Source organism: Microbulbifer discodermiae, from assembly GCF_040742695.1.
GTDB lineage: Bacteria > Pseudomonadota > Gammaproteobacteria > Pseudomonadales > Cellvibrionaceae > Microbulbifer.
Genome location: NZ_JBFLAB010000031.1, coordinates 24,173 through 48,208, shown reverse-complemented (window position 1 = coordinate 48,208; position 24,036 = coordinate 24,173). Strand labels below are relative to the sequence as shown.

21 protein-coding genes are annotated in these 24,036 nt (G+C 60.0%); 14 read left to right on the top strand and 7 right to left on the bottom strand.

Annotated elements, in window-relative coordinates:
• Positions 1-230 precede the first annotated feature (230 nt).
• The 5 genes from AB1S50_RS12210 to AB1S50_RS12190 all read left to right on the top strand — a co-directional run bounded on the left by AB1S50_RS12210 (position 231) and on the right by AB1S50_RS12190 (position 3,731).
• Positions 231-956: a TorF family putative porin gene (locus AB1S50_RS12210; RefSeq protein ID WP_367151017.1), complete on the top strand. Its 726-nt coding sequence runs from the start codon at positions 231-233 to the stop codon at positions 954-956.
• Between the two features lie 47 nt (positions 957-1,003).
• Positions 1,004-1,342, top strand: a complete 339-nt coding sequence (locus AB1S50_RS12205) for a P-II family nitrogen regulator (RefSeq protein ID WP_367151015.1) — start codon at positions 1,004-1,006, stop codon at positions 1,340-1,342.
• Between the two features lie 79 nt (positions 1,343-1,421).
• The gene (locus tag AB1S50_RS12200) at positions 1,422-2,681 is read left to right on the top strand and encodes an ammonium transporter (RefSeq protein WP_367151013.1); all 1,260 of its coding nucleotides are present in this window, start codon (positions 1,422-1,424) and stop codon (positions 2,679-2,681) included.
• 127 nt (positions 2,682-2,808) lie between these two features.
• Positions 2,809-3,147, top strand: a complete 339-nt coding sequence (locus tag AB1S50_RS12195; RefSeq protein ID WP_043319767.1) for a P-II family nitrogen regulator — start codon at positions 2,809-2,811, stop codon at positions 3,145-3,147.
• A 356-nt stretch (positions 3,148-3,503) separates the two neighbouring features.
• The gene (locus AB1S50_RS12190) at positions 3,504-3,731 is read left to right on the top strand and encodes a hypothetical protein (protein ID WP_367151012.1); all 228 of its coding nucleotides are present in this window, start codon (positions 3,504-3,506) and stop codon (positions 3,729-3,731) included.
• 148 nt (positions 3,732-3,879) lie between these two features.
• On the opposite strand, the gene AB1S50_RS12185 is transcribed toward AB1S50_RS12190, so the two are convergent.
• From AB1S50_RS12185 to lptM, 4 genes are all read right to left on the bottom strand, one after another.
• On the bottom strand, positions 3,880-4,629 hold the full coding sequence (locus tag AB1S50_RS12185) for a DUF484 family protein (protein ID WP_367151011.1): 750 nt from the start codon (positions 4,627-4,629) through the stop codon (positions 3,880-3,882).
• Positions 4,630-4,652: 23 nt separating this feature from the next.
• The gene (gene dapF / locus AB1S50_RS12180; RefSeq protein ID WP_367151009.1) at positions 4,653-5,483 is read right to left on the bottom strand and encodes a diaminopimelate epimerase; all 831 of its coding nucleotides are present in this window, start codon (positions 5,481-5,483) and stop codon (positions 4,653-4,655) included.
• 151 nt (positions 5,484-5,634) lie between these two features.
• Positions 5,635-6,888 (bottom strand): diaminopimelate decarboxylase, encoded by a 1,254-nt coding sequence (gene lysA / locus AB1S50_RS12175; protein WP_367151007.1) that lies wholly within the window; start codon positions 6,886-6,888, stop codon positions 5,635-5,637.
• Positions 6,885-7,142 (bottom strand): LPS translocon maturation chaperone LptM, encoded by a 258-nt coding sequence (gene lptM / locus AB1S50_RS12170; protein WP_367151006.1) that lies wholly within the window; start codon positions 7,140-7,142, stop codon positions 6,885-6,887. The genes lysA and lptM overlap by 4 nt, the downstream gene beginning before the upstream one ends.
• 93 nt (positions 7,143-7,235) lie before the next feature.
• On the opposite strand from lptM, the gene cyaY reads away from it, so the two are divergent.
• Positions 7,236-7,565, top strand: a complete 330-nt coding sequence (gene cyaY / locus AB1S50_RS12165) for an iron donor protein CyaY (RefSeq protein ID WP_367151005.1) — start codon at positions 7,236-7,238, stop codon at positions 7,563-7,565.
• Between the two features lie 25 nt (positions 7,566-7,590).
• Here cyaY and argH read toward each other — a convergent pair whose 3' ends face one another.
• A complete protein-coding gene (gene argH, locus AB1S50_RS12160) occupies positions 7,591-9,003 on the bottom strand; it encodes an argininosuccinate lyase (RefSeq protein WP_367151004.1) in 1,413 nt (470 codons plus the stop codon).
• Between the two features lie 113 nt (positions 9,004-9,116).
• Here argH and AB1S50_RS12155 point away from each other — a divergent pair, with 113 nt between their 5' ends.
• Together AB1S50_RS12155 and AB1S50_RS12150 are read left to right on the top strand one after the other, a co-directional pair.
• On the top strand, positions 9,117-10,247 hold the full coding sequence (locus tag AB1S50_RS12155) for a sensor histidine kinase (RefSeq protein ID WP_367151003.1): 1,131 nt from the start codon (positions 9,117-9,119) through the stop codon (positions 10,245-10,247).
• Complete coding sequence (locus AB1S50_RS12150; protein ID WP_367151018.1) at positions 10,247-10,987, top strand: LytR/AlgR family response regulator transcription factor; 741 nt, start codon at positions 10,247-10,249, stop codon at positions 10,985-10,987. The genes AB1S50_RS12155 and AB1S50_RS12150 overlap by 1 nt, the downstream gene beginning before the upstream one ends.
• A gap of 48 nt (positions 10,988-11,035) precedes the next feature.
• Here AB1S50_RS12150 and AB1S50_RS12145 read toward each other — a convergent pair whose 3' ends face one another.
• Positions 11,036-11,953 carry a LysR family transcriptional regulator gene (locus tag AB1S50_RS12145; RefSeq protein ID WP_367151001.1) on the bottom strand — a complete coding sequence of 306 codons (918 nt, stop codon included), beginning with the start codon at positions 11,951-11,953 and terminating at the stop codon, positions 11,036-11,038.
• Positions 11,954-12,123: 170 nt separating this feature from the next.
• Between AB1S50_RS12145 and AB1S50_RS12140 the strand changes: the two genes are divergently transcribed.
• The 5 genes from AB1S50_RS12140 (at position 12,124) to pepN (ending at position 18,867) form a co-directional block, all read left to right on the top strand.
• On the top strand, positions 12,124-13,461 hold the full coding sequence (locus AB1S50_RS12140; protein ID WP_367151000.1) for an aspartate aminotransferase family protein: 1,338 nt from the start codon (positions 12,124-12,126) through the stop codon (positions 13,459-13,461).
• Between the two features lie 101 nt (positions 13,462-13,562).
• Positions 13,563-15,056 carry a CoA-acylating methylmalonate-semialdehyde dehydrogenase gene (locus AB1S50_RS12135; RefSeq protein WP_367150998.1) on the top strand — a complete coding sequence of 498 codons (1,494 nt, stop codon included), beginning with the start codon at positions 13,563-13,565 and terminating at the stop codon, positions 15,054-15,056.
• 71 nt (positions 15,057-15,127) lie between these two features.
• Complete coding sequence (locus tag AB1S50_RS12130; protein ID WP_367150996.1) at positions 15,128-15,586, top strand: protein tyrosine phosphatase family protein; 459 nt, start codon at positions 15,128-15,130, stop codon at positions 15,584-15,586.
• Entirely contained in the window at positions 15,567-16,010 is a 444-nt protein-coding gene (locus AB1S50_RS12125) for a GNAT family N-acetyltransferase (protein WP_367150994.1), read from the top strand. Before AB1S50_RS12130 ends, AB1S50_RS12125 begins: the two co-directional genes overlap by 20 nt.
• Positions 16,011-16,188: 178 nt before the next feature.
• Positions 16,189-18,867, top strand: a complete 2,679-nt coding sequence (gene pepN, locus AB1S50_RS12120) for an aminopeptidase N (RefSeq protein WP_367150993.1) — start codon at positions 16,189-16,191, stop codon at positions 18,865-18,867.
• 88 nt (positions 18,868-18,955) lie between these two features.
• Here pepN and AB1S50_RS12115 read toward each other — a convergent pair whose 3' ends face one another.
• Positions 18,956-20,515, bottom strand: coding sequence for a hypothetical protein (locus AB1S50_RS12115; protein WP_367150992.1), 1,560 nt, complete (start codon positions 20,513-20,515; stop codon positions 18,956-18,958).
• 682 nt (positions 20,516-21,197) lie between these two features.
• Between AB1S50_RS12115 and AB1S50_RS12110 the strand changes: the two genes are divergently transcribed.
• Positions 21,198-23,879, top strand: coding sequence for a M1 family metallopeptidase (locus AB1S50_RS12110; RefSeq protein WP_367150991.1), 2,682 nt, complete (start codon positions 21,198-21,200; stop codon positions 23,877-23,879).
• The last annotated feature ends 157 nt before the right edge of the window (positions 23,880-24,036 follow it).

The following is a 24,036-nucleotide window of genomic DNA, read 5'->3' as shown; positions in this document are numbered from 1 at the left end:
AAATGAAGTAGAGCGTCTGTTTCGCCGCTTGAAAGGTTTCCGAAGAATATTTAGTCGATTTGATAAGTTGGATGTCGTTTTTAAGTTCTTCATCAACTTTTCATTGATCGCTGACCGGCTAATTAGTGTTAACAGGCCCTAGGGCGATATGCCCGTGGCCGACCCCCGAGCTGAAGCCGGCTGTAAACGTAAAAAAGTTACCGCAATCTCAGAGATGGAGGAGAACCAAAGTGGCACACACGATAAAAAAAGCCGCTGTTGCACTGGCGGCAGCGATCCTGACTACAGGGGTATCCGCCACTGCAACCGCTGCCGAAAGCGGTATTTCCGTCAGCGCCAACCTGGGGCTGGTGACGGATTACAAGTTCCGTGGTGTATCGCAGACCGATGGCGGTGCAGCCATTCAGGGCGGTGCCGACCTGGAGCTGGAAAACGGCTTTTACCTGGGTACCTGGGCGTCCCAGGTGGATTTCGCCTGGGGCGGCGATGAGACCGACTATGAGCAGGATTTTTACGGTGGTTACACCGGTGAATTCAGCACGGGTGTGGGCTACGACCTGGGTTATATCTACTACGCCTATCACGGCAGCGACCGGGACGAGGATTACCAGGAGATCTACGGCAGCATCACCATTTCCAACCTGACCCTGGGTGCCGCCTACTCCGATGACTACTGGGCCGGTACCGGCAAATTTCTCTACGCCTACGGCGAATTTGGCTTTGAGCTGCCTGCTGCCCTGAGCCTGGATTTCCATCTGGGGGCCAATCTGTTCGAGGAGGAGGGATTCCTGTTCGAGGCGGACTCTTATGTGGATTATTCCTTAACGCTGAGTCGGGCCTTCGGCGGCCTGAGCCTGAGCGCGTCACTGGCTGGAACCGATATCAGCGACCGTGAGTGTTATGGACTGGATTGGTGCGAGCCATCGGTCCTTGCGGGCGCCACCTATAGCTGGTGACGGCTGGGGGATCGAGGGGAGGCCAAATACCTGGGGGGGGAATACGGATGAAACTGGTTACGGCAATTATAAAACCTTTCAAGCTCGGTGCTGTGCGCGATGCTTTGGCTGAGGCGGGAGTCAAGGGTATCACCGTGGGCGAGGTAAAGGGTTTTGGGCGGCAGAAAGGGCACACGGAACTCTACCGGGGCGCCGAGTATGTAGTGGATTTCCTACCCAAAACCCTGTTGCAGATAGCCGTGCAGGAGTCGCAGCTGGACAGGGTGCTGGACGCTGTGGGCCGGGGGGCACACAGCGGCAGGATAGGCGATGGCAAGGTGTTCGTTACTACCCTGGAGCAGGTGGTACGAATCCGCACCGGCAAGACCGGTGCGGACGCTATCTAAGTTTTCCAACCGGCCCCGCAATCGGGCCGACACAATAATTCAATTGTTTTACCACTCTGGGGACTGAACGGAGCAAAAGATGGAAGGTCAAGTTTTTCAATTGCAGTATGCAATTGATACGTTTTATTTCCTGGTGTGCGGTGCACTTGTTATGTGGATGGCAGCCGGTTTTGCCATGCTGGAGGCTGGCCTGGTGCGCTCGAAGAACACCACTGAAATTTTAACTAAAAACGTGGCTCTGTTCGCCATTGCCTGCATTATGTACCTGTTGAGTGGATACGCGATCATGTACGGTGGTGGCTGGCTGCTGGCCGGTATCGAAATTTTTGATATTGAAGAGGTGCTGACGGAGTCCGCCAACAACGGTTTTTCCGGGGATTCGGTTTACTCGGGTGCTGCCGATTTCTTTTTTCAGACGGTATTTGTGGCGACCGCTATGTCCATAGTGTCCGGAGCGGTGGCGGAACGTATGAAACTGTGGAGCTTCCTGGCCTTCGCCGTGGTCCTGACTGGTTTTATCTATCCGCTGGAGGGTTCCTGGACCTGGGGAGACCGGGATGTATTTGGTCTCTACAATCTCGGCGAGCTGGGTTTCTCGGATTTTGCCGGCTCCGGCATTGTGCATATGGCCGGCGCTGCCGCTGCCCTGGCCGGGGTGCTGCTGCTGGGTGCCCGCAACGGCAAGTACGGCCGCAACGGGGAGGTCTATGCGATCCCCGGCGCCAATTTGCCGCTGGCCACTCTGGGCACTTTTATTCTGTGGATGGGGTGGTTTGGCTTCAATGGCGGATCCGTGCTGAAGCTGGGCGATGCCTCCAGCGCTCATTCCGTCGCCACGGTATTTCTCAACACCAATGCCGCTGCCTGCGGTGGCGCCGTAGCCGCGCTGCTTACTGCGCGCATCCTGTTCGGTAAGGCGGACCTGACCATGTTATTGAATGGTGCCCTGGCCGGGCTGGTGGCGATCACTGCCGAGCCGGCTACCCCGACCCCGGTACAGGCGACCCTGTTCGGAGCCTTGGGCGGTGTGCTGGTGGTGCTTTCCATTGTCGCGCTGGACAAGCGCAAAATCGACGACCCGGTGGGTGCCATCTCGGTGCATGGGGTGGTTGGCCTGCTGGGGCTGATGCTGGTACCTGTTACCAATGACAGCGCTTCGTTTGCCGCCCAGTTAATCGGCGCCGCTACTATTTTTGGCTGGGTATTCGCCGCTTCCTGGGTGGTGTGGCTGCTGCTCAAAACCGTCACAGGTATCCGGGTTGGTGAGGACGAGGAGCAAGAAGGTGTTGACTTGCTGGAGTGTGGAATGGAAGCTTATCCGGAGTTTATGGGCAAGTAGTCCGCCTGGGGCAGTGCGCTGGCCGGCCAGGTCGGACAAATCCTCCATTGGCGACAAGGGCGTCGCCGGGTGCGGCAAAACCAACGGGGTTCGCAATCGAGAGCCCGGAGCAGGGGAAAGATACGCAATGAAATTGATTACTGCGGTAGTAAAACCTTTCAAGCTGGACGATGTGCGCACTGCACTCTCGGAGGTGGGTGTGCAGGGGATGACGGTGACGGAAGTGAAGGGCTTTGGCCGCCAGAAGGGACACACCGAGCTCTACCGGGGCGCCGAGTATGTGGTGGACTTTCTGCCCAAGGTAAAACTGGAGCTGGCAGTTGACGACAGCATGGTGGACAGTGCGGTGGAGGCGATCACCAAGGCGGCACAAACCGGCAAGATCGGTGACGGGAAAATCTTTATCACTGCACTGGAGGAGGTGATTCGAATTCGCACCGGAGAAACCGGTAGCGAGGCGGTGTAGACACGGCACTGTTAGGCTGACTGGCCGGGCGTGTATTGACACGCCAAATCTCCCAAAGCCCCGTCCGGGGTTTTTTCATTTCGGAATAATCTTTCCCACCACAGCTGCGACTGATGGAGTTGTTTTCTCCGTCTATGGGCAGTGGCCTCCGCAGGCATAACCAAGCGCGATAAGCGTCGCGGCAATCAATGAAAAAAGCTCTACGCCAGACGCGGCGAGTCGCTGGCGCTACCGGCTGAATCCGCCTATATATTATTCGCCGCGCGGGGTGACACAGTGCAACTCCATTGCACAGACGGCGCGTGGCATTGAGGTACCTCCCCAAAGGCGGGAGCGGTAGTGACAAGGTATCAGTGATGAAAGATGGTAATGATGATCAGAGCAGTAACCCACGCAACAACAAAGGTGGCGATGATTCGGCTGAAGAGCGCAGCGTCACTTCCCGCAAGCGGGCCCGACACAGGTTGAGTGAGGATGTGGAACAATTCCTTGCCAGTGGTGGCGCCATCCGCGAAATCGACCCGGATGTGACCGCCGATCCGCCCCGCAAACCCCAGCCAAAATACGGTAGCCGCCCGATTTGAGACTCGCAGTGGAGCAGCGATAACCACCTTACTGCGGTCGGATAGCTGCTCCCCGGCTCGCTGTGTGGTTGCCGCGGGTAATCCCACAGGGCTTCAACGGCGACAGGGTAATCACAAGATCCGTGGACTGGGCGGTGTGGGGACAGTTTTAGCGGGACGCCGGGGTCAGCAGCTGTGGCAGCAGTCGCTCCAACACCTCTCCAATATAGGTGAGAAACAGGGTGCCGAGGCTGCTGCGGTAGTGTTGTGGATCCTTCGATCCCACCGCCAGGACGCCCAGCTGGTTGGCCAGGGGCACCACTGCGGCTGAGGCGATCCAGTCGGCATCTCTGGCAAACAGGAACTCCGTTTCCGTCGGGCGCAGTACGCCGCAGACGGTGCGCCCGTTGCGTAGTATGGAGCCGATGGCACTCTCGGCGGTGGTGCGCGAGCTGGAGACTACCTCGCCGATGGGGCCGTGCCCCGCCGGCAGGGGGGTAAAGATTGTGAGGGCAACGGTCTCCACGCCGAAATCCTGGCGAAAGCTCCGGTAAAGCGCCTCTCCCGCTGAGGCCACACTGTCGGCTTCCAACAGTTGCAACACCAGATGGCGAATATGCAGAAATAGCTGATCATTCTCCCGCGCATGGTGCAGCAACTGGTCGAGACGCTGGCGCATCTCGATATTGCGTTCGCGCAGCAGATTGGTCTGGTGGGTCATCAGCGATACAGTTTTGCCGTTTTCCCGCGGCAACTGGATGGTTTCCAGCAATTCCATATGTTCTGCGAAAAACTCCGGGTTCTGCGCCAGGTAGCGAGCCACCCGCCGCGCCAGCAATTTCTTGTCGCGCTGGCTTTCGCTGCCGTCGTCTGGGGTGAGGGTATCCCGGTTTTGGGTGGCGTCGCTTTGTTCTGTCATTGCCGCAGTGCTGTCGCCCTTGATCAGAGATTGATATGCCCGTGGTACACGGTGGTTGCGGGCCCCGCCATGGTAACCGCCTGGCCGGGTCCGCTCCAGTGAATTGTCAGGGCACCGCCGGGCAGGCGGACCTTGACCTCTTCGTCCACCAGATCGCACAGGCGCGCGAACACCACGGCCGCGCAGGCGCCGGTACCGCAGGCGCGGGTTTCGCCAACACCCCGCTCGAATACGCGCAGGCGCACTTGGTCAGGGGATTCAATCTGCAAAAAACCCACGTTTACGCGTTGGGGAAAATGCGTATGCCGCTCTATTTTGGGGCCCAGGGTTTCGACCGGTGCCTTTTCCACGTCGTCGACCAGCAGTACCGCGTGGGGGTTACCCATGGATATGGCACCGATGGTGAACACCTCTCCGTCCACTTCCAGGGGGTAGGTGTCGGCGCGATGCTCGGCCGCGAAGGGGATATCGGCCGGCTCCAGAACAGGCGCGCCCATGTTGACGCTGACACTGTTGTCATCCAGGAGGGTGAGGTGCAGCAGGCCCGCGGCGGTTTCCACGCCCAGCCGGTCTTTGCCGGTCAGGCGCCGCTCGCGCACGAAGCGCGCAAAACAGCGCGCGCCATTGCCGCAGTTTTCCACTTCACCGCCATCGGCGTTATAGATGCGATAGCGGAAATCCGCATCCGGGTTGCGCGGCGCCTCCACCACCAGCACCTGGTCACAACCGATACCGGCACGGCGGTCGGCCAGGCGGCGGATCTTATCGCGCGATAAATTGATGCGCTGGCTGATGCCGTCGAGTAATACGAAGTCATTGCCGAGGCCGTGCATCTTGCTGAATTTCAGGCGCATGGGGTTTCCTGGGGTCTAGCCGAAAAAGCGTCACTGTTTATTAGCCAACGCTTGTTTGTAGCAACCAAATTTCTTTCCCCTTGTCTCGATTGGCACTTCTTGTATCACAACAGGGCCAGCTGAGTGAGTGCGAGCAGGCCCCGGTTTGCTGTCAGGTTTTTTCCGGTGCTGCGCTCTCCCCGCGCACCAGGTCCGCCAGTGTCTCCCGCGCGCGCACCTGATAAAAGCGATCGCCGTCCACCAGGATTTCCGCTGCGCGGGGACGGGAATTGTAGTTTGAACTCATGGTAAATCCATAGGCGCCGGCGGACAGCACCGCCAGCAGTTGTCCCGTCTCCAGCGCCAGTTCGCGGCGCTTGCCGAGGAAGTCGCCGGTTTCGCACACGGGTCCGACAATGTCCCAGGATGCCTCCTCTCCATTGCCCGGGCATACCGGGACGATATTCTGCCAGGCCTGATACAGGGCCGGGCGCAGATTATCATTCATGGCCGCATCGACGATGGCGAAGTCGTGTTCCTCGGTGCGCTTGAGGTACTCGACCCGGGTCAACAGGAGTCCGCCGTTGGCGGCGATGGAGCGGCCCGGTTCGATGATCAGCGCCAGCTCACGGCTGCCGAGACGTTTCTTGACCGCGGCCAGATAGTCGCTCTCCAGAGGTGGCTCCTCATTGCGGTAGCGCACGCCCAGCCCGCCGCCCAGATCCAGATGGCGCAATACAATGCCTTCTTCTGCCAGCTGGTCAATCAGTGCCAGCAGTCGCTCCAGAGCGTCCAGGAAGGGGGAGAGTTCGGTCAGTTGCGAGCCGATATGACAGTCGACACCGATCACATCGAGGTGCTCAGAAGCAGCGGCCAGCCGGTAGACGTCGATGGCACCGGCGATGGCGATACCAAATTTGTTTTCCTTCAGACCGGTGGAGATATAGGGGTGGGTTCCGGCGTCCACATCCGGATTGACCCGCAGCGAGACAGGGGCACGCACACCGGCCTCGGCGGCGACAGTTTCCAGCCTTTCCAGCTCCGCTCGGGACTCGACGTTGAAGCAGTGTACCCCGACCTCCAGTCCGCGGCGCATTTCCGCCGCTGTTTTGCCAACACCGGAAAACACCACCCGCGCGGGATCGCCACCGGCCATCAGCACGCGCTCCAGCTCGCCGCCGGAAACTATGTCGAAGCCGGCTCCCAGCTGAGCCAGCAGCGATAATATGCCCAGGTTGCTGTTGGCCTTGACGGCATAGCAAACGAGGCCCGGATGGTCGCCAAGGGCGTCCGCATAGGCCCGATAGCGGGCTTCGAAGTGTGCGCGGCTGTACACGTAGGTGGGGGTGCCGTACCGGGTGGCAATCTCTTCCAATGGCACCTGTTCGGCCCACAGACTGCCGTGGTTATAGTGAAACTCACTCATTTTTCTATCACTGGCTCGCGGTCTTCGGCGTTTTGTCGGGTATCCTCCGGATCGGTTTCGTCCTGGGTCGGCTGCTGTTCCCCGCCGGGTTGGGGCGCGCTCGCTGCGGGGGCTCCCGGCGATGGCGAGCTGCCGGCCGGCTGCGCCGGTACGGCGGCGTCCTGGGGCAGATAGAGGGGACCTTTCTGTCCGCAGGCGCTGAGCGCGGCGGTGACAAGTATCACGGCTAGAGCGGAAGAGACTGGGTGTGGCATCGGCGTAGTCCCGCAGCTTGGTGGGTGGAAAAGCCTGCTAGTATAGCGGTCTACCGGACGCCGCACAGTACACCGTAACAGAAGCAACAAATTATGAGTCAAAGCGAATTCGACACTGCCATCGAACAGACCCTGATCGCGATTGAGGATGCAATCGATGAGTGCCGTTGGGATATCGATTACGAGCGTAGCGATGCGGTGCTCACACTCACACTGGAGGAGAATGGCAGCCAGGTAATTCTCTCGCGCCAGTCCGCCAACCGCGAACTCTGGGTGGCGGCCAGGTCCGGCGGCTACCACCTGGCCTTCTGCGCCTCCGGTACCGGTTGGAAGTGCACGGCCACGGGTGAGGACCTGCCGACCCTGCTGCAGCGGGTGCTGACAGAACAGCAGGGGGAGCCGGTTGTTCTGAATATTCAGTGAGCCCCCTGACCCCCGCCGGGTTGTATCAGCGGGCGGCGATCAGCGTCCGGGCGCGCTCACAGGCGGCGCGCACCTGGTTGGGGGCGGTGCCGCCAATATGGTCCCGCGCCGCTACAGACCCCTCCAGGGTCAGCACGTCGAAAACATCCTCGTCTATGGTGGTGGAAAACTGTTGCAGCTGCGCCAGGCTGAGTTCCGCCAGATCCTTTTGCTGTGCGATAGCAAAGGCCACCGACTGGCCGACGATTTCGTGGGCATCGCGAAAGGCGATACCCTTGCGCACCAGGTAGTCGGCGAGGTCTGTGGCGGTGGCAAAACCCCTGGCGGCGGCGGCCAGCATATTTTCTTTTTTGGCGCGCAGTGATGGCACCATGTCGGCAAAGGCGCGCAGGCAGTCCAGTACCGTGTCGGCGGAGTCGAACAGCGGCTCCTTGTCCTCCTGGTTGTCTTTGTTGTAGGCCAGCGGCTGGCTTTTCATCAGGGTCAGGAGTGCGATCAGGTGGCCGTTGACGCGTCCGGTCTTGCCGCGCACTAGCTCCGGCACGTCCGGATTTTTCTTTTGCGGCATAATCGATGAGCCGGTGCAGAAGCGGTCCGGCAGGTCGATAAAGTCGAACTGGTTCGAAGCCCAGAGTACCAGCTCCTCGCCGGCGCGGGACAAGTGTGTGAGCAGCAGGGCGCTAAAGGCACAGAATTCGATGGCGAAATCCCGGTCGCTGACCGAGTCCAGGGAATTTTCCGTGGGCGCGTCGAAACCCAGCAGCTCCGCGGTGCGGGCGCGCTTGATCGGGTAGCTGGTGCCGGCCAGGGCGGCGGCACCCAGAGGCGAGCGGTTGAGCCGCTTGCGACAGTCCTGTAGCCGCTCGTAATCCCGCTGCAGCATTTCGTTCCAGGCCAGCAGGTGGTGGCCGAAAGTTACCGGCTGTGCCGATTGCAGGTGAGTGAAGCCGGGCATGATGGTGGCCGCCTCACGCTGCGCCAGTTCCACCAGGCCGCTCTGCAGGCGGGTCAGCTCTTCGGCAATTTCGTCGATGCGCCCGCGCAGCCACAAGCGTATGTCGGTGGCCACCTGATCGTTGCGGGAACGCCCTGTGTGCAGTTTCTTGCCGGTGGCTCCGATGCGCTCCGTGAGTCGCGCCTCGATATTCATATGCAGATCTTCCAGTGCCAGCTCCCAGGGGAAGTCGCCGGCGGCGATTTCCCCTGCGATGTCATGCAGGCCGGCAGCTATGCGCTGGTATTCATCGGTGGTGAGCACGCCCACTTCGGACAGCATCCGCGCGTGTGCCAGTGAGCCCTGTATATCCTCCAGCGCCATGCGCTGGTCGAAAGTCACTGAAGCGGTGAAGCGCTCTACGAACGCATCGGTGGCCTCGGTAAAGCGGCCGCCCCACAGTTTGGGGGCGGGTTTGGCACTGGAGGAATCGTCGTTACTCATACTGTGCTTCCCGGTTGCAGGGTGGATAAGGGCGATGGATGGCGGTATTGTCGCAGACAGCTTTCGAGGGCCGGTTAAAACAGATAACAAACCAAATTAAGACTGGACGCGGTATGACGTACCCGGAACCCGCTCGGTCGGCGGGCATTATAAAGCAGCGGGTCGGCGATGGTGGCGGTCCCGGCAAAAAAACTGTACCGGCCCAGTTTCTGCCGGATCTCTGCAGTGTGTCCGCCCTGGCGGTGCTGGTATTGACCGGGGAACTGCTGGCCCTGGTGCTGGTGCTGGCGATGGGGGGGCTGCGGGACTTCAGCTGGCAGCGCCTGGGGGCCGTGTCGCTCACGGTACAGTGGGTGGTCCTGCCTGGGGCGGCGTTGCTGTGCCAACTGCGCCCACTGCTGGCGCGATTGCCCCACAAGGCGGCGGGCGGGTTGAGTTTTGCGGTGACGCTGCTGGTACTGGTGACGGTACTGTCGGCCCAGGAGTGGTGGCGGGCGAGTATCAGCCGCCAACCCTTCGACAACTGGAGTCTGGCAGCCAATGTACTGCTGGGGGCAATCTGTGCCGGGGTGGTACTGCGCTACGCCTATCTGCAACAGCTGCTGCACAATCAACAGCGCGCGGAGCTGGAGGCGCGCATCAATGCGTTGCAGTCGCGCATTCGCCCACACTTTCTGTTTAACAGCATGAACAGCCTCGCCAGCCTGATCGCCGTCGACCCGCAGCGGGCCGAGCGACTGGTGGAAGATCTGTCGTCGCTGTTTCGCGCCAGTCTGGCAGACGCGGGTCTGGTGCCGGTCCAGCAAGAGGTGGCATTGGCCAGGCGATATCTGCAAATCGAGTCCCTGCGCCTCGGCGCCCGGCTGCGACAAAGCTGGCGCTTGGACGGCGACTTCGACGGCCTGCGAATGCCGTCCATGATGCTGCAGCCACTGTTGGAGAACGCTGTGCTGCACGGTGTGGCGCGTCTGCACGAGGGAGGAGAGATCTCGGTCACGATATCCCGCGACGGTGGGCGGCTGCGGCTCAGGGTTGAAAATCCGATCCCACCCGCCGGGGTTGCCCGGCCGCAACGGCCGGAGGCCAACGGCATCGCCACCGAGAATATCCGCCACCGTCTGGCGGCGCATTACGGCAACCGCTTTCGGTTTAGCGCTCTGGTCGACGACAACCGCTATCGGGTGGAACTGCTGTTCCCCGGGGATATGGGCGCGGTGGAGAAAACCGCGGAGGCAGAATTGTGATGCCACTGGGTGTTTTGGTTGTCGACGACGAACCACTGGCCCGGGCGCGCCTGATCCGCCAGCTGCAGTCAGTGTCGCAGTGCCGGCTGCTGGGGGAGGCGGCGGATGCACGGGAGGCCATGGCGCTGGCAGTGTCGCTGGCCCCGGACCTTATCCTGCTGGACATAGAGATGCCGGGAGACAGCGGCCTGGATCTGGCGCACCGGCTTTCTAAATTCGATCCGCCCCCGGCGATTGTCTTCTGCACTGCCCACGACCAGTTCGCCCTGCCGGCCTTTGCCACGGCCGCGGCCGGCTACCTGCTGAAGCCTGTGTCCGGGGAACAGTTGTGCGCCACCATAGACAGGGTGCAACAGCTTAACCGGCCCCAGCGGCGCCTGGTGGAGCCGACCCGAGAGGGCCCTTGTGGGCGCAGCCGAATCCAGGTGGTCAGCCGCCGGCGGGTGGAGTTATTGGATGTGGCGCAAATCCGCTGTTTCGTCGCCGACAGTAAATATGTGGTCGCCCACCACCCGGGAGGCGAAACGATCCTGAGTGAATCGCTGAAAGAGCTGGAAACGGAGTTCGGCCGGCGGCTGCTGCGGGTGCACCGCAACGCCCTGGTGGCGGTGGACTTTATTCTCGGTTTGCACCGGGATGGCGTCCACTACCGGGTGGAGCTGGATGGGGTCGACTGGCGGCCGCTGGTCAGCCGCCGTCTGCTGCCGTCGGTCAAGGCGTTGATCGCGGGCATGGCTTGAGTCCATCCAAGTGGTTGAGAGGGTAGGGGCAAAAGCAGGAGGACCCCTCTATCCGTGTGCCGCTGCCAGGCAATCCCAAAGCGCCGCCACTATGCGGGACGGCTTTGGCGATAACCGCTGGATGGCGACAAAGTCACACTGGTAGTGGTATTCCTGTGGGCTCACCGGGCGGATCTCCCCCTTGTTCACAAAGGCTTGGGCGTAGTGGTCCGGCAGATAACCCAGATAGCGGCCCGACTGCAGGCAGTGGACTATGGCCTCCTGGTCGTTGACGGTGATATCCCGTTCCAGCCCCAGGCGATTGCCCACCTCCATATTCGGCGAGTGGTAGCCGAGGCCGGCATACTTGCAGCGGCGGACCTGATCGTGGGTAATTGCGCTGCTGCCAAACAGCGGGTGGCGGTGACCACAGTAGAGATACATCTGCTCGTAGAAGAGGTGCCGGTAGTCCAGGCTGGGTGAGGTGCGGTGGGCGGGGATCACCCCCAGCGCAAAGCGGCCTTCCATCACCCCGCGCTCAATCTCGTTGATAGGCTCGATATGGATATCCAGGCTCACTTCCGGTGCCAAATCGTCGAATCTGCGCAATGCCTCGCCGATGCGCGCGGCCGGGTTGGTGGCGGTCTTGTCGAACAGGGCGATGGCGATATGCCCGGTCATGCGCCGGTGCACATCCGCCACCCGGCCGCGGAAGCTGTCCAGCGCCGCCAGCAACTGCAGTGTCGCCGCGTAAATCTGCCGCCCTTCGTCAGTGAGGGAGAATCCGCCGCGGCCGCGCTGGCACAGGGTCACGCCAAGGCGTACTTCCAGATCCTTGATATGCCGGCTGATGGTGGAGCGGCCCACATTCAGTTCCAGCTCGGCGGCGGAGAAGCCGCCGGCTTCCGCCACCGCCCGGAAGACCTTGAGCAGGCGCAGGTCGATATCGCTCAGCTGGCCAAGCAGTGCGGCTTGTTTGCGCCCCATCGTTGAATCACTCCCACCGGCTCCAGCCCCAGGTATCCGGTATAGGTAAGTTGTGGCTTTATGAAACTAAAGATCGATAAACTGCAGTTTATGCAACTTTAATGCTGACCTAAAGTGCTTTCTTTCAGCGCAAACCCGGGTTCTCCGGGCAAATCTGAAGGGGAATGGGAATGAACGACAAGTTCGCCGGGCTCACCCAGGCACAACTGGACGCCCACTGGATGGCCTATACGGGCAACCGGCAGTTCAAGAGGGATCCGCGCATCGTTACCGCGGCCGAGGGGTGCTACTACACCAGTGCCGACGGCCGCCGCATCTTCGATGGCCTGTCCGGTCTTTGGACCTGCGGCGCCGGTCACAACCGTATCGAGATCGCCGAAGCGGTGGGCCAACAGCTGCGAAGCCTGGATTACGCACCGGCATTCCAGGTTGGCCACCCCGGGGCATTTGAGCTGGCTGAGCGCATCACCCAGTTTATGCCGGAGGGGCTGGACCGTGTTTTCTTCACCGGTTCCGGCTCCGAGTCGGCGGAGACTTCACTAAAGATCGCCCGCGCCTACTGGCGCAAGCGGGGCATGCCCACCAAGACCAAACTGATCGGCCGCATCAAGGGTTACCACGGGGTCAATTTCGGGGGCATCAGCGTCGGTGGTATTGCCGCCAACCGCGCGCTCTACGGCAATGCCGTGGAGGCAGATCACCTGGCCCATACCCAGCTGCCGGAAAACCGTTTCAGCAAAGGCATGCCGGAAGAGGGGGCACACCTGGCGGAGGAGCTGCTGGAGCTGGTGGCCCTGCACGATGCTTCCAATATCGCCGCTGTGATTGTGGAACCCATGGCCGGCTCCGCCGGTGTGCTGCCGCCACCCAGGGGCTATCTGCAACGCCTGCGCGAAATCTGCGATGAGCAGGGGATACTGTTGATCTTCGATGAGGTGATCACTGCCTTTGGCCGTATGGGCGCGGCTACCGGTGCCGAGGCTTTCGGGGTGACACCGGACATCCTCAACACCGCCAAGCAGCTGACCAACGGCGCCGTGCCCATGGGGGCGGTGGTCGCCAGGCGGGAGATCTATGACACCTTTATGGAGCAGGGCGGTCGCGAGTATTTACTGGAATTGCCCCACGGCTATACCTATTCGGCACATCCAGTGGCCTGTGCGGCGGCACTGGCCACGCTGGATATTCTGCAGCGGGAAAACCTCTTCGCCCGCGCCGCACAACTAGCGGTGGTGCTGGAGGAATGCGTACACCAGCTGCGGGGCGCCCCCCTGGTCGCCGATATCCGCAACTGCGGCCTGGCGGCCGGCCTGACCATCGAGGCGGCACCGGGCGAGCCGCTGCTGCGCCCGTTTCAGATCGCCATGAAAATGTGGGACAGGGGTTTTTACGTGCGCTACGGCGGTGACACGGTGCAGTTGGGCGTGCCCTTCGTGACGCAACCGGAAGAGATAGATACGCTGGTGAGCGCACTGGCTGACACCATTGCGGATGTCGCCACCGGCTGAGTCCCTCGGCACTGCCGGTGCGCCCGGGGGAGTGCGGGGAAAAGCTGCACAAGAAATTTTCAATCAGTTTTTATCAGTTTAAAGAACGGAGAGATCCGACCATGAAGATTGTGGGACACCATATCAACGGCCAACTCAGCGAAGCCGCCGAGCGCACTCAGGACCTGTTCAACCCGGCTACCGGAGAGGTCATCAGGCAGGTGGCCATCGCCAGCGAGGAAACGGTAGAGGAAGCTATTGCCGCCGCCCGGGCCGCCTTCCCCGCCTGGCGCAGCACGCCCCCTGCCAGGCGCGCCAGGGTCATGTTTCGCTTCAAGCAACTGCTGGAGGAGAACGCCGGGCAGATCTGCGCGATGATTGGTGAGGAGCACGGCAAGATTTCTCACGACGCCATGGGTGAACTGACCCGTGGGATCGAGAATGTCGAATACGCCTGCTGCGGTCCACAACTTTTGAAGGGCGAGCACAGCCGCAACGTGGGTCCCAACATCGACTCCTGGAGCGAAATGCAACCGCTGGGGGTTGTGGCGGGAATCACGCCTTTCAATTTTCCCGCCATGGTGCCGCTGTGGATGTTTCCGCTGGCGATTGTTTGCGGCAATACCTTTGTGTTGAAGCCGTCCGAACGCAACCCGTCCGTGGCCCTGTACCTGGCGCAGCTGATGCAGGAGGCGGGACTGCCGGACGGTGTGTTGAATGTTGTGAACGGCGACAAGGTGGCGGTGGATACCCTGCTGACCGCGGTGGATGTGGAAGCGGTGAGTTTCGTCGGCTCTACGCCTATAGCGGCCCATGTCTACACAACGGCCAGCGCCCATGGTAAGCGCTGCCAGGCTCTGGGTGGGGCAAAGAATCACGCCATCCTTCTGCCCGATGCGGATATGGACAATGCCGTGGCGGCGCTGACCGGCGCCGCCTTCGGTTCTTCCGGTGAGCGCTGCATGGCGCTCTCGGTGGCGGTGTGTGTCGGCGACGGGGTCGCTGATGCGCTGATTGAGAAAATGTGCGGCGAAATGCGCAAGCTGAAAGTGGGCGCCTACACGGACAGCAGCAATGACTTTGGTCCACTGATCACCGCGGCGCACAGAGATAAGGTGAACGGCTATATCGCCAGCGCCGCCGAGCAGGGTGCCACCATTGTGGTGGATGGCCGCAACCCCAAATTGCCGGGTGGTGAAAAAGGTTTCTTCGTCGGCGGTACCCTGATCGACAATGTGAAGCCCGGCATGACCTGTTACGAAGAGGAGATTTTCGGCCCGGTGCTGCTGGTGGTGCGCGTCGACAGCATGGCTGAGGCCATGCAGATGATCGACAGGCATGAGTACGGCAACGGGACCTGTATCTTCACCCGCGACGGTGAGGCAGCGCGCTACTTCAGCGACAATATACGGGTGGGCATGGTCGGCATCAATGTGCCCTTGCCGGTGCCTGTGTCCTACCACAGTTTTGGCGGCTGGAAGCGCTCTCTGTTTGGCTGCCTGTCCGCTTATGGCCCGGACGGTGTGCGCTTCTACACCAACCGCAAGACCATCACCCAGCGCTGGCCGTCCAGCGGCGTGCGCGAGGGTGCCCAGTTCTCCTTTCCCAGCAACTGATGTGATGGGCTTGGCGTCGCGTGTTATAAACGCTGCAGAGCAAGCGTTAATAACGATGTATGGGAGGGCGCGTGGATTTCCGTATCAGTAATTTTTTACCGGTTTCGGAGATGATCGCCACCTCGGGACAGCCGGAAGAAAATGATTTCGGCGATATCGCCGAACAGGGATATCAGGCGGTGGTCAACCTGGCCATGAGCAGCTCCGAGGGCGCCCTGCCCAATGAGGGGGATATAGTTACCAGCCTGGGTATGGGCTATGTCCATATCCCGGTACCTTTCGACCGGCCAACCCCACAGCACTTTGAGCTGTTTGCGGCAGTAATGGCCCACTACCAAAACAGGCCGGTCTGGCTGCACTGCGCGCTGAATATGCGCGTATCCGCCTTCGTTTATTTGTACAACCGTATTTACCGCGCCCTGCCGGACAGTGATGCCGGGCCACTACTGGCCGCCATCTGGCGGCCGGACAGCACTTGGCGCGCATTGATTGAGGAGATTCTTAGCAGCCATGGACTCACTTTGCGTTGATACTTTGCAGGTCGGCCTGGTCGCCAGCGATGGGGAACTGGAGGCGGCGGCCGATGTATTGCTGCAACTGCGCAGTTTTCTGACCCGGGAGCAGATACTGATACGGATCAGACAGCAGATGAGCGCCGGTTACCAGCTCGCTATCGCGACACGGAATAATCGGGTAATAGCTGTTGCCGGTTTCGTTGTCGCCCGCAAGCTGGCCTGGGGGAAACACATCTATGTGGACGACCTGGTCACCAGCGCAGACTGTCGTTCAGGCGGCGCCGGCAAAGCCCTTATCGACTGGCTGAAAGCCTTCGGCAGAGAGCAGGGCTGCGAACAATTGCACCTGGATTCCGGGGTGGAGCGCTTTGCTGCGCACCGCTTCTATCTGCGCGAGGGCTTCGCGATCACCAGTCACCATTTCGCCCTTTCGCTGTAATGAACACCGCTGCTCAAGGGCGGCAACCGGCCGCAATGCCGGGATAAATGCCCTTACCCCAGACGGCAAACGTGTTATAAGTGGCGGTTTGCGGGCCGGGCACTATGCGCTGCCGGGCCGGCAACACGTCTGCCACTAAAATTTCATGGGTCTAATAAGCAATTCGCTTGGGGGGGATATGAACAGAAACGGGAAATTTACTGCGGTGCTGCTGTGCAGCGCGATTCTCGTGGCTTGCGGCCAGGATGCAGACCAGGAATTGGTCGCGCCGGGCGCTGGCCAGGAAACAGTCGTTCGCGCGCAGGTACCCGGCCTGTCCGAGGACTACGCCAAGCTGCGCAAACAGCAGGTGGCGTCCGTGGACTACCGGCTGTCGGTCACCCTGGATGCAGAGCGGGATCACTTTTCCGGCCAGGTGATCGCGGATACCAGGTTAAACGGCAAGCCGACCCAGCCCCTTACCGTTGATTTCAGCGGTGGCAGCGTGGACTCGGTCCGCGTGAACGATAGGGAAGTGCCCTTCACTTACAACGATTATTTTATCAGCATCGCACCGGAGTACCTGCGGGCAGGGGAGAACGCCATTGCCATCCGCTATCAGCATCCCTATTCCACTGACGGTTCCGGACTGCACCGGTTTAGGGATCCGGAGGATGGCAATGTCTATATGTATACCGACTTCGAGCCCTACGATGCCAACCGCCTGTTTCCGCACTTTGACCAGCCCAACCTGAAAGCGCACTACACCCTGGATGTGACGGCGCCGAAAGACTGGACCATCATCACTTCTGTGCGCGAGGAGAAAGTGGAGGAAAAGGGTGACAAGAAGCTCTGGCAGTTTCCCCAATCGGCCAAGTTTTCCTCCTACATTTTTTCCCTGCACGCGGGGCCCTTCAGGGTCTGGGAAGACGAGGCGGACGGTATTCCGCTACGCCTGATGGCCCGCCGGACGCTCGCGGAGTATGTGAAGCCGGAGGACTGGTTTAAATTTACCAAGCAGTCGTTCGAATTCTTTCAGCCCTATTTCGACATCGATTATCCGTTCGTCAAGTACGACCAGGTGATTGTGCCTGACTTCAACGCCGGCGCCATGGAAAATGTGGCCGCGGTAACCTTTAACGAGGCCTATGTGTCCCGCGGGGAGAAAACCGAGGCCCAGCGTATGCGCCTAGCCAATGTTATCGCCCACGAGATGGCCCATATGTGGTTCGGCGATCTGGTCACTATGAACTGGTGGGATGACCTGTGGCTGAATGAGAGCTTTGCCACCTATATGGCCAACCTGTCGCTGGCCAGAAACAGCGAGTTCAAAAATGCCTGGGAAAACTTCTACCTGGGTACCAAGCAGTGGGCCTACCGGGCCGATCAGTTGCCCACCACCCACGCGATTCAACTGCCGGTGCACAATACCGACGAAGCGTTTGCCAACTTCGACGGTATCACCTATGGCAAGGGTGGTTCCATTCTCAAGCAGCTGCCTTATTACCTGGGGGAGGAGAAATTTCGCCTGGGGGTGAGCAATTATCTGAAGGACCTGTCCTACAGAAATTCCACACTGGATGATTTTATGGGCCACCTGGGCAAGGCTGCCGATAAGGATTTACAGCAGTGGCAGCAGCAGTGGTTGTACCAGCCGGGCCTGAACACCTTGAGCGCACAGTTCCAGTGTGACAACGGCAAGGTGGCCGGCCTCACCCTGACCCAGACGGGGCCGGAAGAGTATCCGACCCTGCGCGAGCAGCGCACTCAACTCGGCTTCTACAACCTGGAGGGCGGGAGTATGGTGTTGAAGGAGATACTGCCGGTGATGTATAGCGGTGCCAGCACTGACGTCGCTGCCGCCAAAGGTCTCGATTGCCCGCAGATTCTCAATCCCAACGAGGGCGACTGGGCGTTTGTGAAAGTAAATCTGGACTCCACTTCGGTGGACAATATGAAACGGCACATCAACGATATTGAAAAGCCGTTCACCCGCCTGATGCTGTGGCAGAACCTGTACGACAGCTTTTACGATGGGAAACTGCCGCTGAATCAGTACCTGCATTTTGTGCTGGAAAACGCTGGTACAGAGCGCGATATCAATGTTATCCGCCTGGTAGCCCGCCATCTGGGTTCCACCTTCAGATACCTGAATCAGGTGGACATGAACGAGAGCCGCCGCGAGGAACTACAGCTGGCGATTGAAACCTTCGTCTGGCAGCAATTGCAGCAATCCGAGGCGGGCAGCGACGCCCAGAAAACCTGGTTTGGTACCTTCACCGACGTAGCGAAAAGCGACGGGGCACTGGCCAACGCCCGGGACCTGCTGTTGGGCGAGCGAAAGCTGGACGGTTTAACGCTGGACCCGGACCGGCGCTGGGACCTGATTTATCTGCAGAATGCACACCTGTATTCCGACTACCAGCAGGCGATAGATCGCGAGCTGGCCCGGGATAATTCCGACCGCGCGCAGCTGAAGGCAATTGCCTCGGAGGCCGTGCGCCCTCTGCCGGAAGCCAAGGCCAAATGGCTGCAGAATATCCTGGAGCACCGTGAGGATTTCAAGCTGAGTCAGCTGAGGTATGCAGCCGACAATTTGTTCCCCGCTTCCCAGGTCACACTGTACGATGACAATGCCGAGCAGATCATCTCCGCTATTGGCGCCGTCAATGCCACCGCCAGCCCGGAATATATCGGCACCTTTACCGATCTGTTTCCTCTCAACTGTAGTGAGGCGGGTGTGCAACAGCTGACGGCTATTCTGGAAGGTGGCGAGCAACTCAATCCGTTGATGGAGAAATCCCTCAAGAACCGCCGCTACGACAACCAGCGCTGTGTCGATATGGGCCAGCTCCTGGCCCATGCCAGCGCAGATTAAAATGCGGCTGCTAGGGCCAACTCAGTTAGTGTGAACAGGCCCTAATCCGACAATCCAATCGTGGCTCCCCACCGATTGGATTGTCGCCCTAGCTGCCGGTGCTTTTCACTTGTTTGTGTATCAGTCGGGCAGATGCTTTAGCTTCCTGTCGATGACCCTGCTGCGCCCGCATCTCTGCCAGCATGGCTTTGATCTGCCGGTGGGATTCCTCGTCGTTCAGCTCCAGCAATAAAGGTTGTGCAACGGTGGTAAAATACTCGGCGTCTTTCTTTTCGTAAAGTTCCCGTGCCAGCCACTCGGCGATGTAAATTTGTCGCGGTGCGCGAAAATAAGCCTGCTCCAGCATCTCTACGTATTTGTCCCGGGGATAACCCAGCATATCCATTGCCAGCGCAAGGCCATACCAGTGGGATGCGTTGTCGGAGTCATTGTTGACCAGATAGACGAACTCATCCCGCGCTCGTTTCAGCGACTCGCGATCGCGTGATTTTTCCGGTGTGTGTATCTGACGGGTGAGTTCGAGCCAGGCGTCTACGCCCTGATACCAAAATTGTTTGCGCTGCTGGGGCGGAATAGTCTCCAACAGCCGCTGCGCCTGGTCAAAGTTGCCGAGACGGGTTTCGGCGTCGGCCTGAACAGCAGTCAGTTGATGGCTGTAGATACCCTTCTTGTGCGCATAGTGCAACAAGTCGTCCAAGCCACCGACGTTGTAACCGGACATCACCAGAAAGCCGGCTATCTCGGTAACGGCGCTCTGCTGGGAAAGCAGCTGCACCTGCGGCTGCGCCTCGCGGAAACCTGCTGGGATATCGCCGGTTACCATGGCGAAATTGCCGTGTTCGAACAATTGCTTGTAGCGCTGCTTCACATCGGCCAGCTTTACTCCCAGGGCAGTCTCCAGTGTTTTGACCGGATCTGCTCCGCGGTTGTAGCCGCGCACATAGTCTTTGAATTCTTCCGTCTTGCCACTTTCCATGATCAGCCAGTGGGCCAGCATCCAGCCGCTGGCGTACAGGCGCGCCTTGTCGTCATTGGAGGTGTTGTAGATAGTGGCGGTTAACAGCCGCTCCAGCGGCATAGGGGCCATATAGTAGAGGGTCGCGGCGCGCTCCGACGGGACTGCGCCCAGTTGATAGCGACCCGGTGCGGGGAAGGTCATGGTGGACATGAATTCCGCGAAACCTTCACTGTACCAGTAGGGGTAGTAGGTGGTATTGCGGTGATAGCTGAGAAAATGTGTGTATTCGTGAAATAGAAACTCCCGCGCACGCTGCTGCGAACCGCCCTCATCGCTCTCCAGGTTCACAAGGGCATAGCTACCCTGGGCGGTGGTGTCGAACAGGCCATTGGTAACGTCGGCCAGTTCATCCCCCACCAGACTGGCGTAACTGTCGCGGTCAGCGGTGGCATAGATTGTCAGCTTCTGTCCGTCGCCGTTGGCACCCAGTAACTGCAGGGCGACAGTCCGGTAGCGTTCCAGGTCCTGAACAAGGACTCTTACCCTGGCCGCATCGCCATTGGTAACAACGCGGAAATTGGCACTGTCGATCTGGTGCCAGCTATCCCGGCCGGGATTGTGGGATGCTGCCACAGCAGACAGCGAGAAACTGAACAACGAAACCAATAGGGCGAGTGTGCGAGCGAGCATAGTTTTACCACTGCGTCAGCGACCGCTGACCCTCCATAGAGGAATAAATCAGACGCCACACTACAGGGTTTTGCTGTACAAAAAAAGAACAGCTAGAGGCCGTGTATGGAGACCTGGGAGAATCCTGTTGACACATATCCGGCCTTTCGCCGAATAATTTCCGCATTGAAATTTCCCCAGCGCAATTCCATCCAGTGAATTTCGTTTTCTATTGGGATGGGGTTTCAAAGCGGTTTTACGTGACTGTCGCGACATTTTATGACTGATTGGTCATCCCAAGGCTGACCTTATGGGCACAAAGGGGAGCGGGTGGATGATTCCGTTAGGGAGCCTCTGATTAAGTCAGTACTGTCTCAGCGGAGCCTGTGGCACCGCTTGGCAAGGCGCTGCGCGAAGGTCAAGGCTGGTTGTCCTTGATGAGCGCAGCAACAAAGTCCAAGTGGCGCCACAGGCCCGCCCTGCGGGGCTTTGCGTCGAGTCCGCCCGCTGCGTTGCAGCCCCTACAAAGGTAGCCAGCATTCCTGCGCAACTGCGCCTAACTGGCGAACTCGACGCAAAGCCTGAGATTGCACTGACTTAATCAGAGGTTCCTTAGGATATCCGTCGGTATATAGACCCGAGCCGGCGGTAAAAGGGCGGCAACAACCGTTACAATAAGCCTTTTGCCACGCGACGATCCACTATGACCAATCATCCTCTGCTCTTCCTGCTGGCGATTCTTGTGCCCATGCTGACCGCCTGCGGCCCGGCTGAAAATACCGGCAATGGCCCCGCACCTGCCGCCACTGCCGATGCTGCGGCGCCCCCGGGCCGGCTGCCCGCCGGGGTGACCCCCCTGTTCTATCACCTGGATCTTTTGCTCGACCCGTGTCGCGACGACTTTTCCGGCAGTGTGGCAATCGATATTCAGCTGGATGATCCGGCACAGCAGATCTGGCTGCATGGCAAAGACCTGCGCGTAAATAGCGTCGTCGCAACCGTTGCCGATGGCCGCCGGATCACCGGAAAATATGAACAAGTACTGGACAGCGGTGTTGCCGAGGTGAGCTTTGCGGAGACACTGCCCGCGGGAAGGTTCAAGCTGCGAATGGACTATGAAGGGGACTTCGATCGCAATCTGGCGGGCCTGTTCAAGGTAGAGGAGCAGGGCGACGCCTACGCCCTGGCAAAGTCGGAATCCATTCAGGCGCGCCGGTATCTGCCGGGATTCGATGAGCCGGGACTCAAGGCGCCGTTTGCTATCGGTCTCACCGTGCCCGAGGGCTATGCGGCCATCAGCAACGGCCGCGAGATCAAGCGGGAGTCCATTGGGAACGGGCTTGAAAAGATCACCTTTGCCACCACGCGTCCCATGTCCACTTACCTGCTCTCCCTGTCGGTGGGTCCTTTTGACAGGGTCGAACGGCCGGCCATACCCGCCAGTGAGTTCCGTCAGGAACCAATTCCACTGACTGGATATGCCCGCCGGGGCCGGGGTGCGGACTTGAACTATATCCTCGACATAACGCCGCGCATGGTGGAGATTTTCGAATCCCAACTGCGGCGCCCCTACCCCTTCGAAAAACTGGATATCGTCGCTGCACCCCAGTGGCCCAGCGGTGCCACAGAGCTGTCCGCTGCGATTACCTATCGCGAACAGCGGATACTGGTAGAGGGGCAGGAGCCCGCCCCCGGGGCGCGCCTGGCACTGCTGGGAGTTCACGCCCACGAGATTGCCCATATGTGGTTTGGCAACCTGGTCACGCCGCCCTGGTGGGACGATCTGTGGCTCAAGGAGGGTTTTGCCACCTGGGGCACGCCACTGGCGCTGACGCTGTTTGAGCCGCAAGGCGGTCACGACCTGAATGCAAGGGTGCGGGCTATCGGCGCCATGCAACTGGATTCGCTCGCCAGTACCCGCGCCATCCGCGAGCCAATCGAAGATAATAACCAGATTCGCAATGCCTATGACGCGATCACCTATGCCAAAAGCCTGGGGGTCATCGGCATGGTCGACCAGTATTTTGGTGCGCCGCGCTTTCGTCCCGCCCTGGGGCGTTACATCGAAGCCTTTGCCGATGGGGTGGCCGCATCGCCGGATTTCTATAGCGTCATCGGTGAGGAGACCAATACCCCGGAACTGACCGAGACTTTTCGCAGTTTCGTGGAGCAAAAAGGGGTACCGCAACTGGAGTTGGCACTGGACTGCAACCGGGAGGAGGCCGTAGTGGCAATCAGTCAGGCCCGCTACAAACCGCTGGGCTCTCCTATTGGCGACGCCCCTGTGCAGTGGAGTATTCCGCTGTGTCTACGCAGCGAGGCCGGCACTCAGTGCCTGATGCTGACCGAACCGAAGCAGATGGTTGCACTCAAAAGCGGGCAGTGCCCCAGTTGGTTGCTTCCCAACGCCGATGGCAGTGGTTACTACCGCTGGAATTTGGCGGCTCCGCAGTGGCGGGCACTGCTGGATCACTTTTCCGAGTTGACCCCGGCCGAGACACTATCGGTCATCGACAGCGCTTTTGCCGCTTTTGAAGCTGGCAGCCTGGCAGAGGACACCCTGCTGGATGTGGTGCGAAAGTCCGCCGCCAGCGACAAGCGCCAGGTGGTTGTGGCGCCGCTAACCTATTTGCACAAGTACCGCAGCAACTATGTCAGCGGCGCTTCCGCAGCCGCCTTTCGCCAGTTCGCCAGTGCGCTTTACCAGCCGGTGCTGGACAGAACCGCCGGTAGTGAAGACAACGAGGATAAATTGCTGTACAGCGAACTGCTGAGTTTTATGGCACTCAGTGCAGAGGATCGGGCAGCGCGCCGGCAGTTGACCGAAAAAGCGGCCGCCTTTACCGGCTTTCAACGCGACCGCGAGCCTTCGGCGCTCGATTCGGATCTTTACCAGGCGGCCCTCAGCGTCGCGGTGCAGGATGCCGGTCAGGAGTTTCTGCCGCATCTGCTCAGGATGCGCAGCCAACTGGATGACCCGCGCTTTGACAACGCCAGTGCCAATGCCATCGGCGCTGCTGACAAACCTGCGCAGCTGGACACAATCCACCAGCTGGCACTCGGCGATACCGTGGGCGCGAGGGAGACCTTTGGATTGATTGCCCGGGCGATGGCGGAGCCCACACTGCGACAACAGCACTGGCGGTGGCTGAGAGACAATTTCCCCGCGGTTCTCAACAAGATCCCCGTGCAGTGGCGTCGGCAGGCCCCCGCCTTCGCCCGCAGCTTCTGCGACCGCCAGGCATTGGAGGAATTGCGGCAACTGTTCGAGCAATATGGCGACCTGGCCCCTGGATACCAGCGCAGCCTCGCGCAGACGGAGGAGAGAATCCGCCTGTGTATGGCTCAGCGGGAGCAGGGGGCAGCACTGGTTGCGGCGCTGTGATCAAGCGATCAATCCAGTTGATGACCCTTTATCGATTGGATTATCGCCCGTGAGAACCTGCGCAATTGCGCGGAGGTAGGGGCTTGTCCTGGCCTCCACCCGGCGGGGCACACCTTTGTGTCGCATTAACCCGGTAATTTATTTAGTTGCCGGGTTA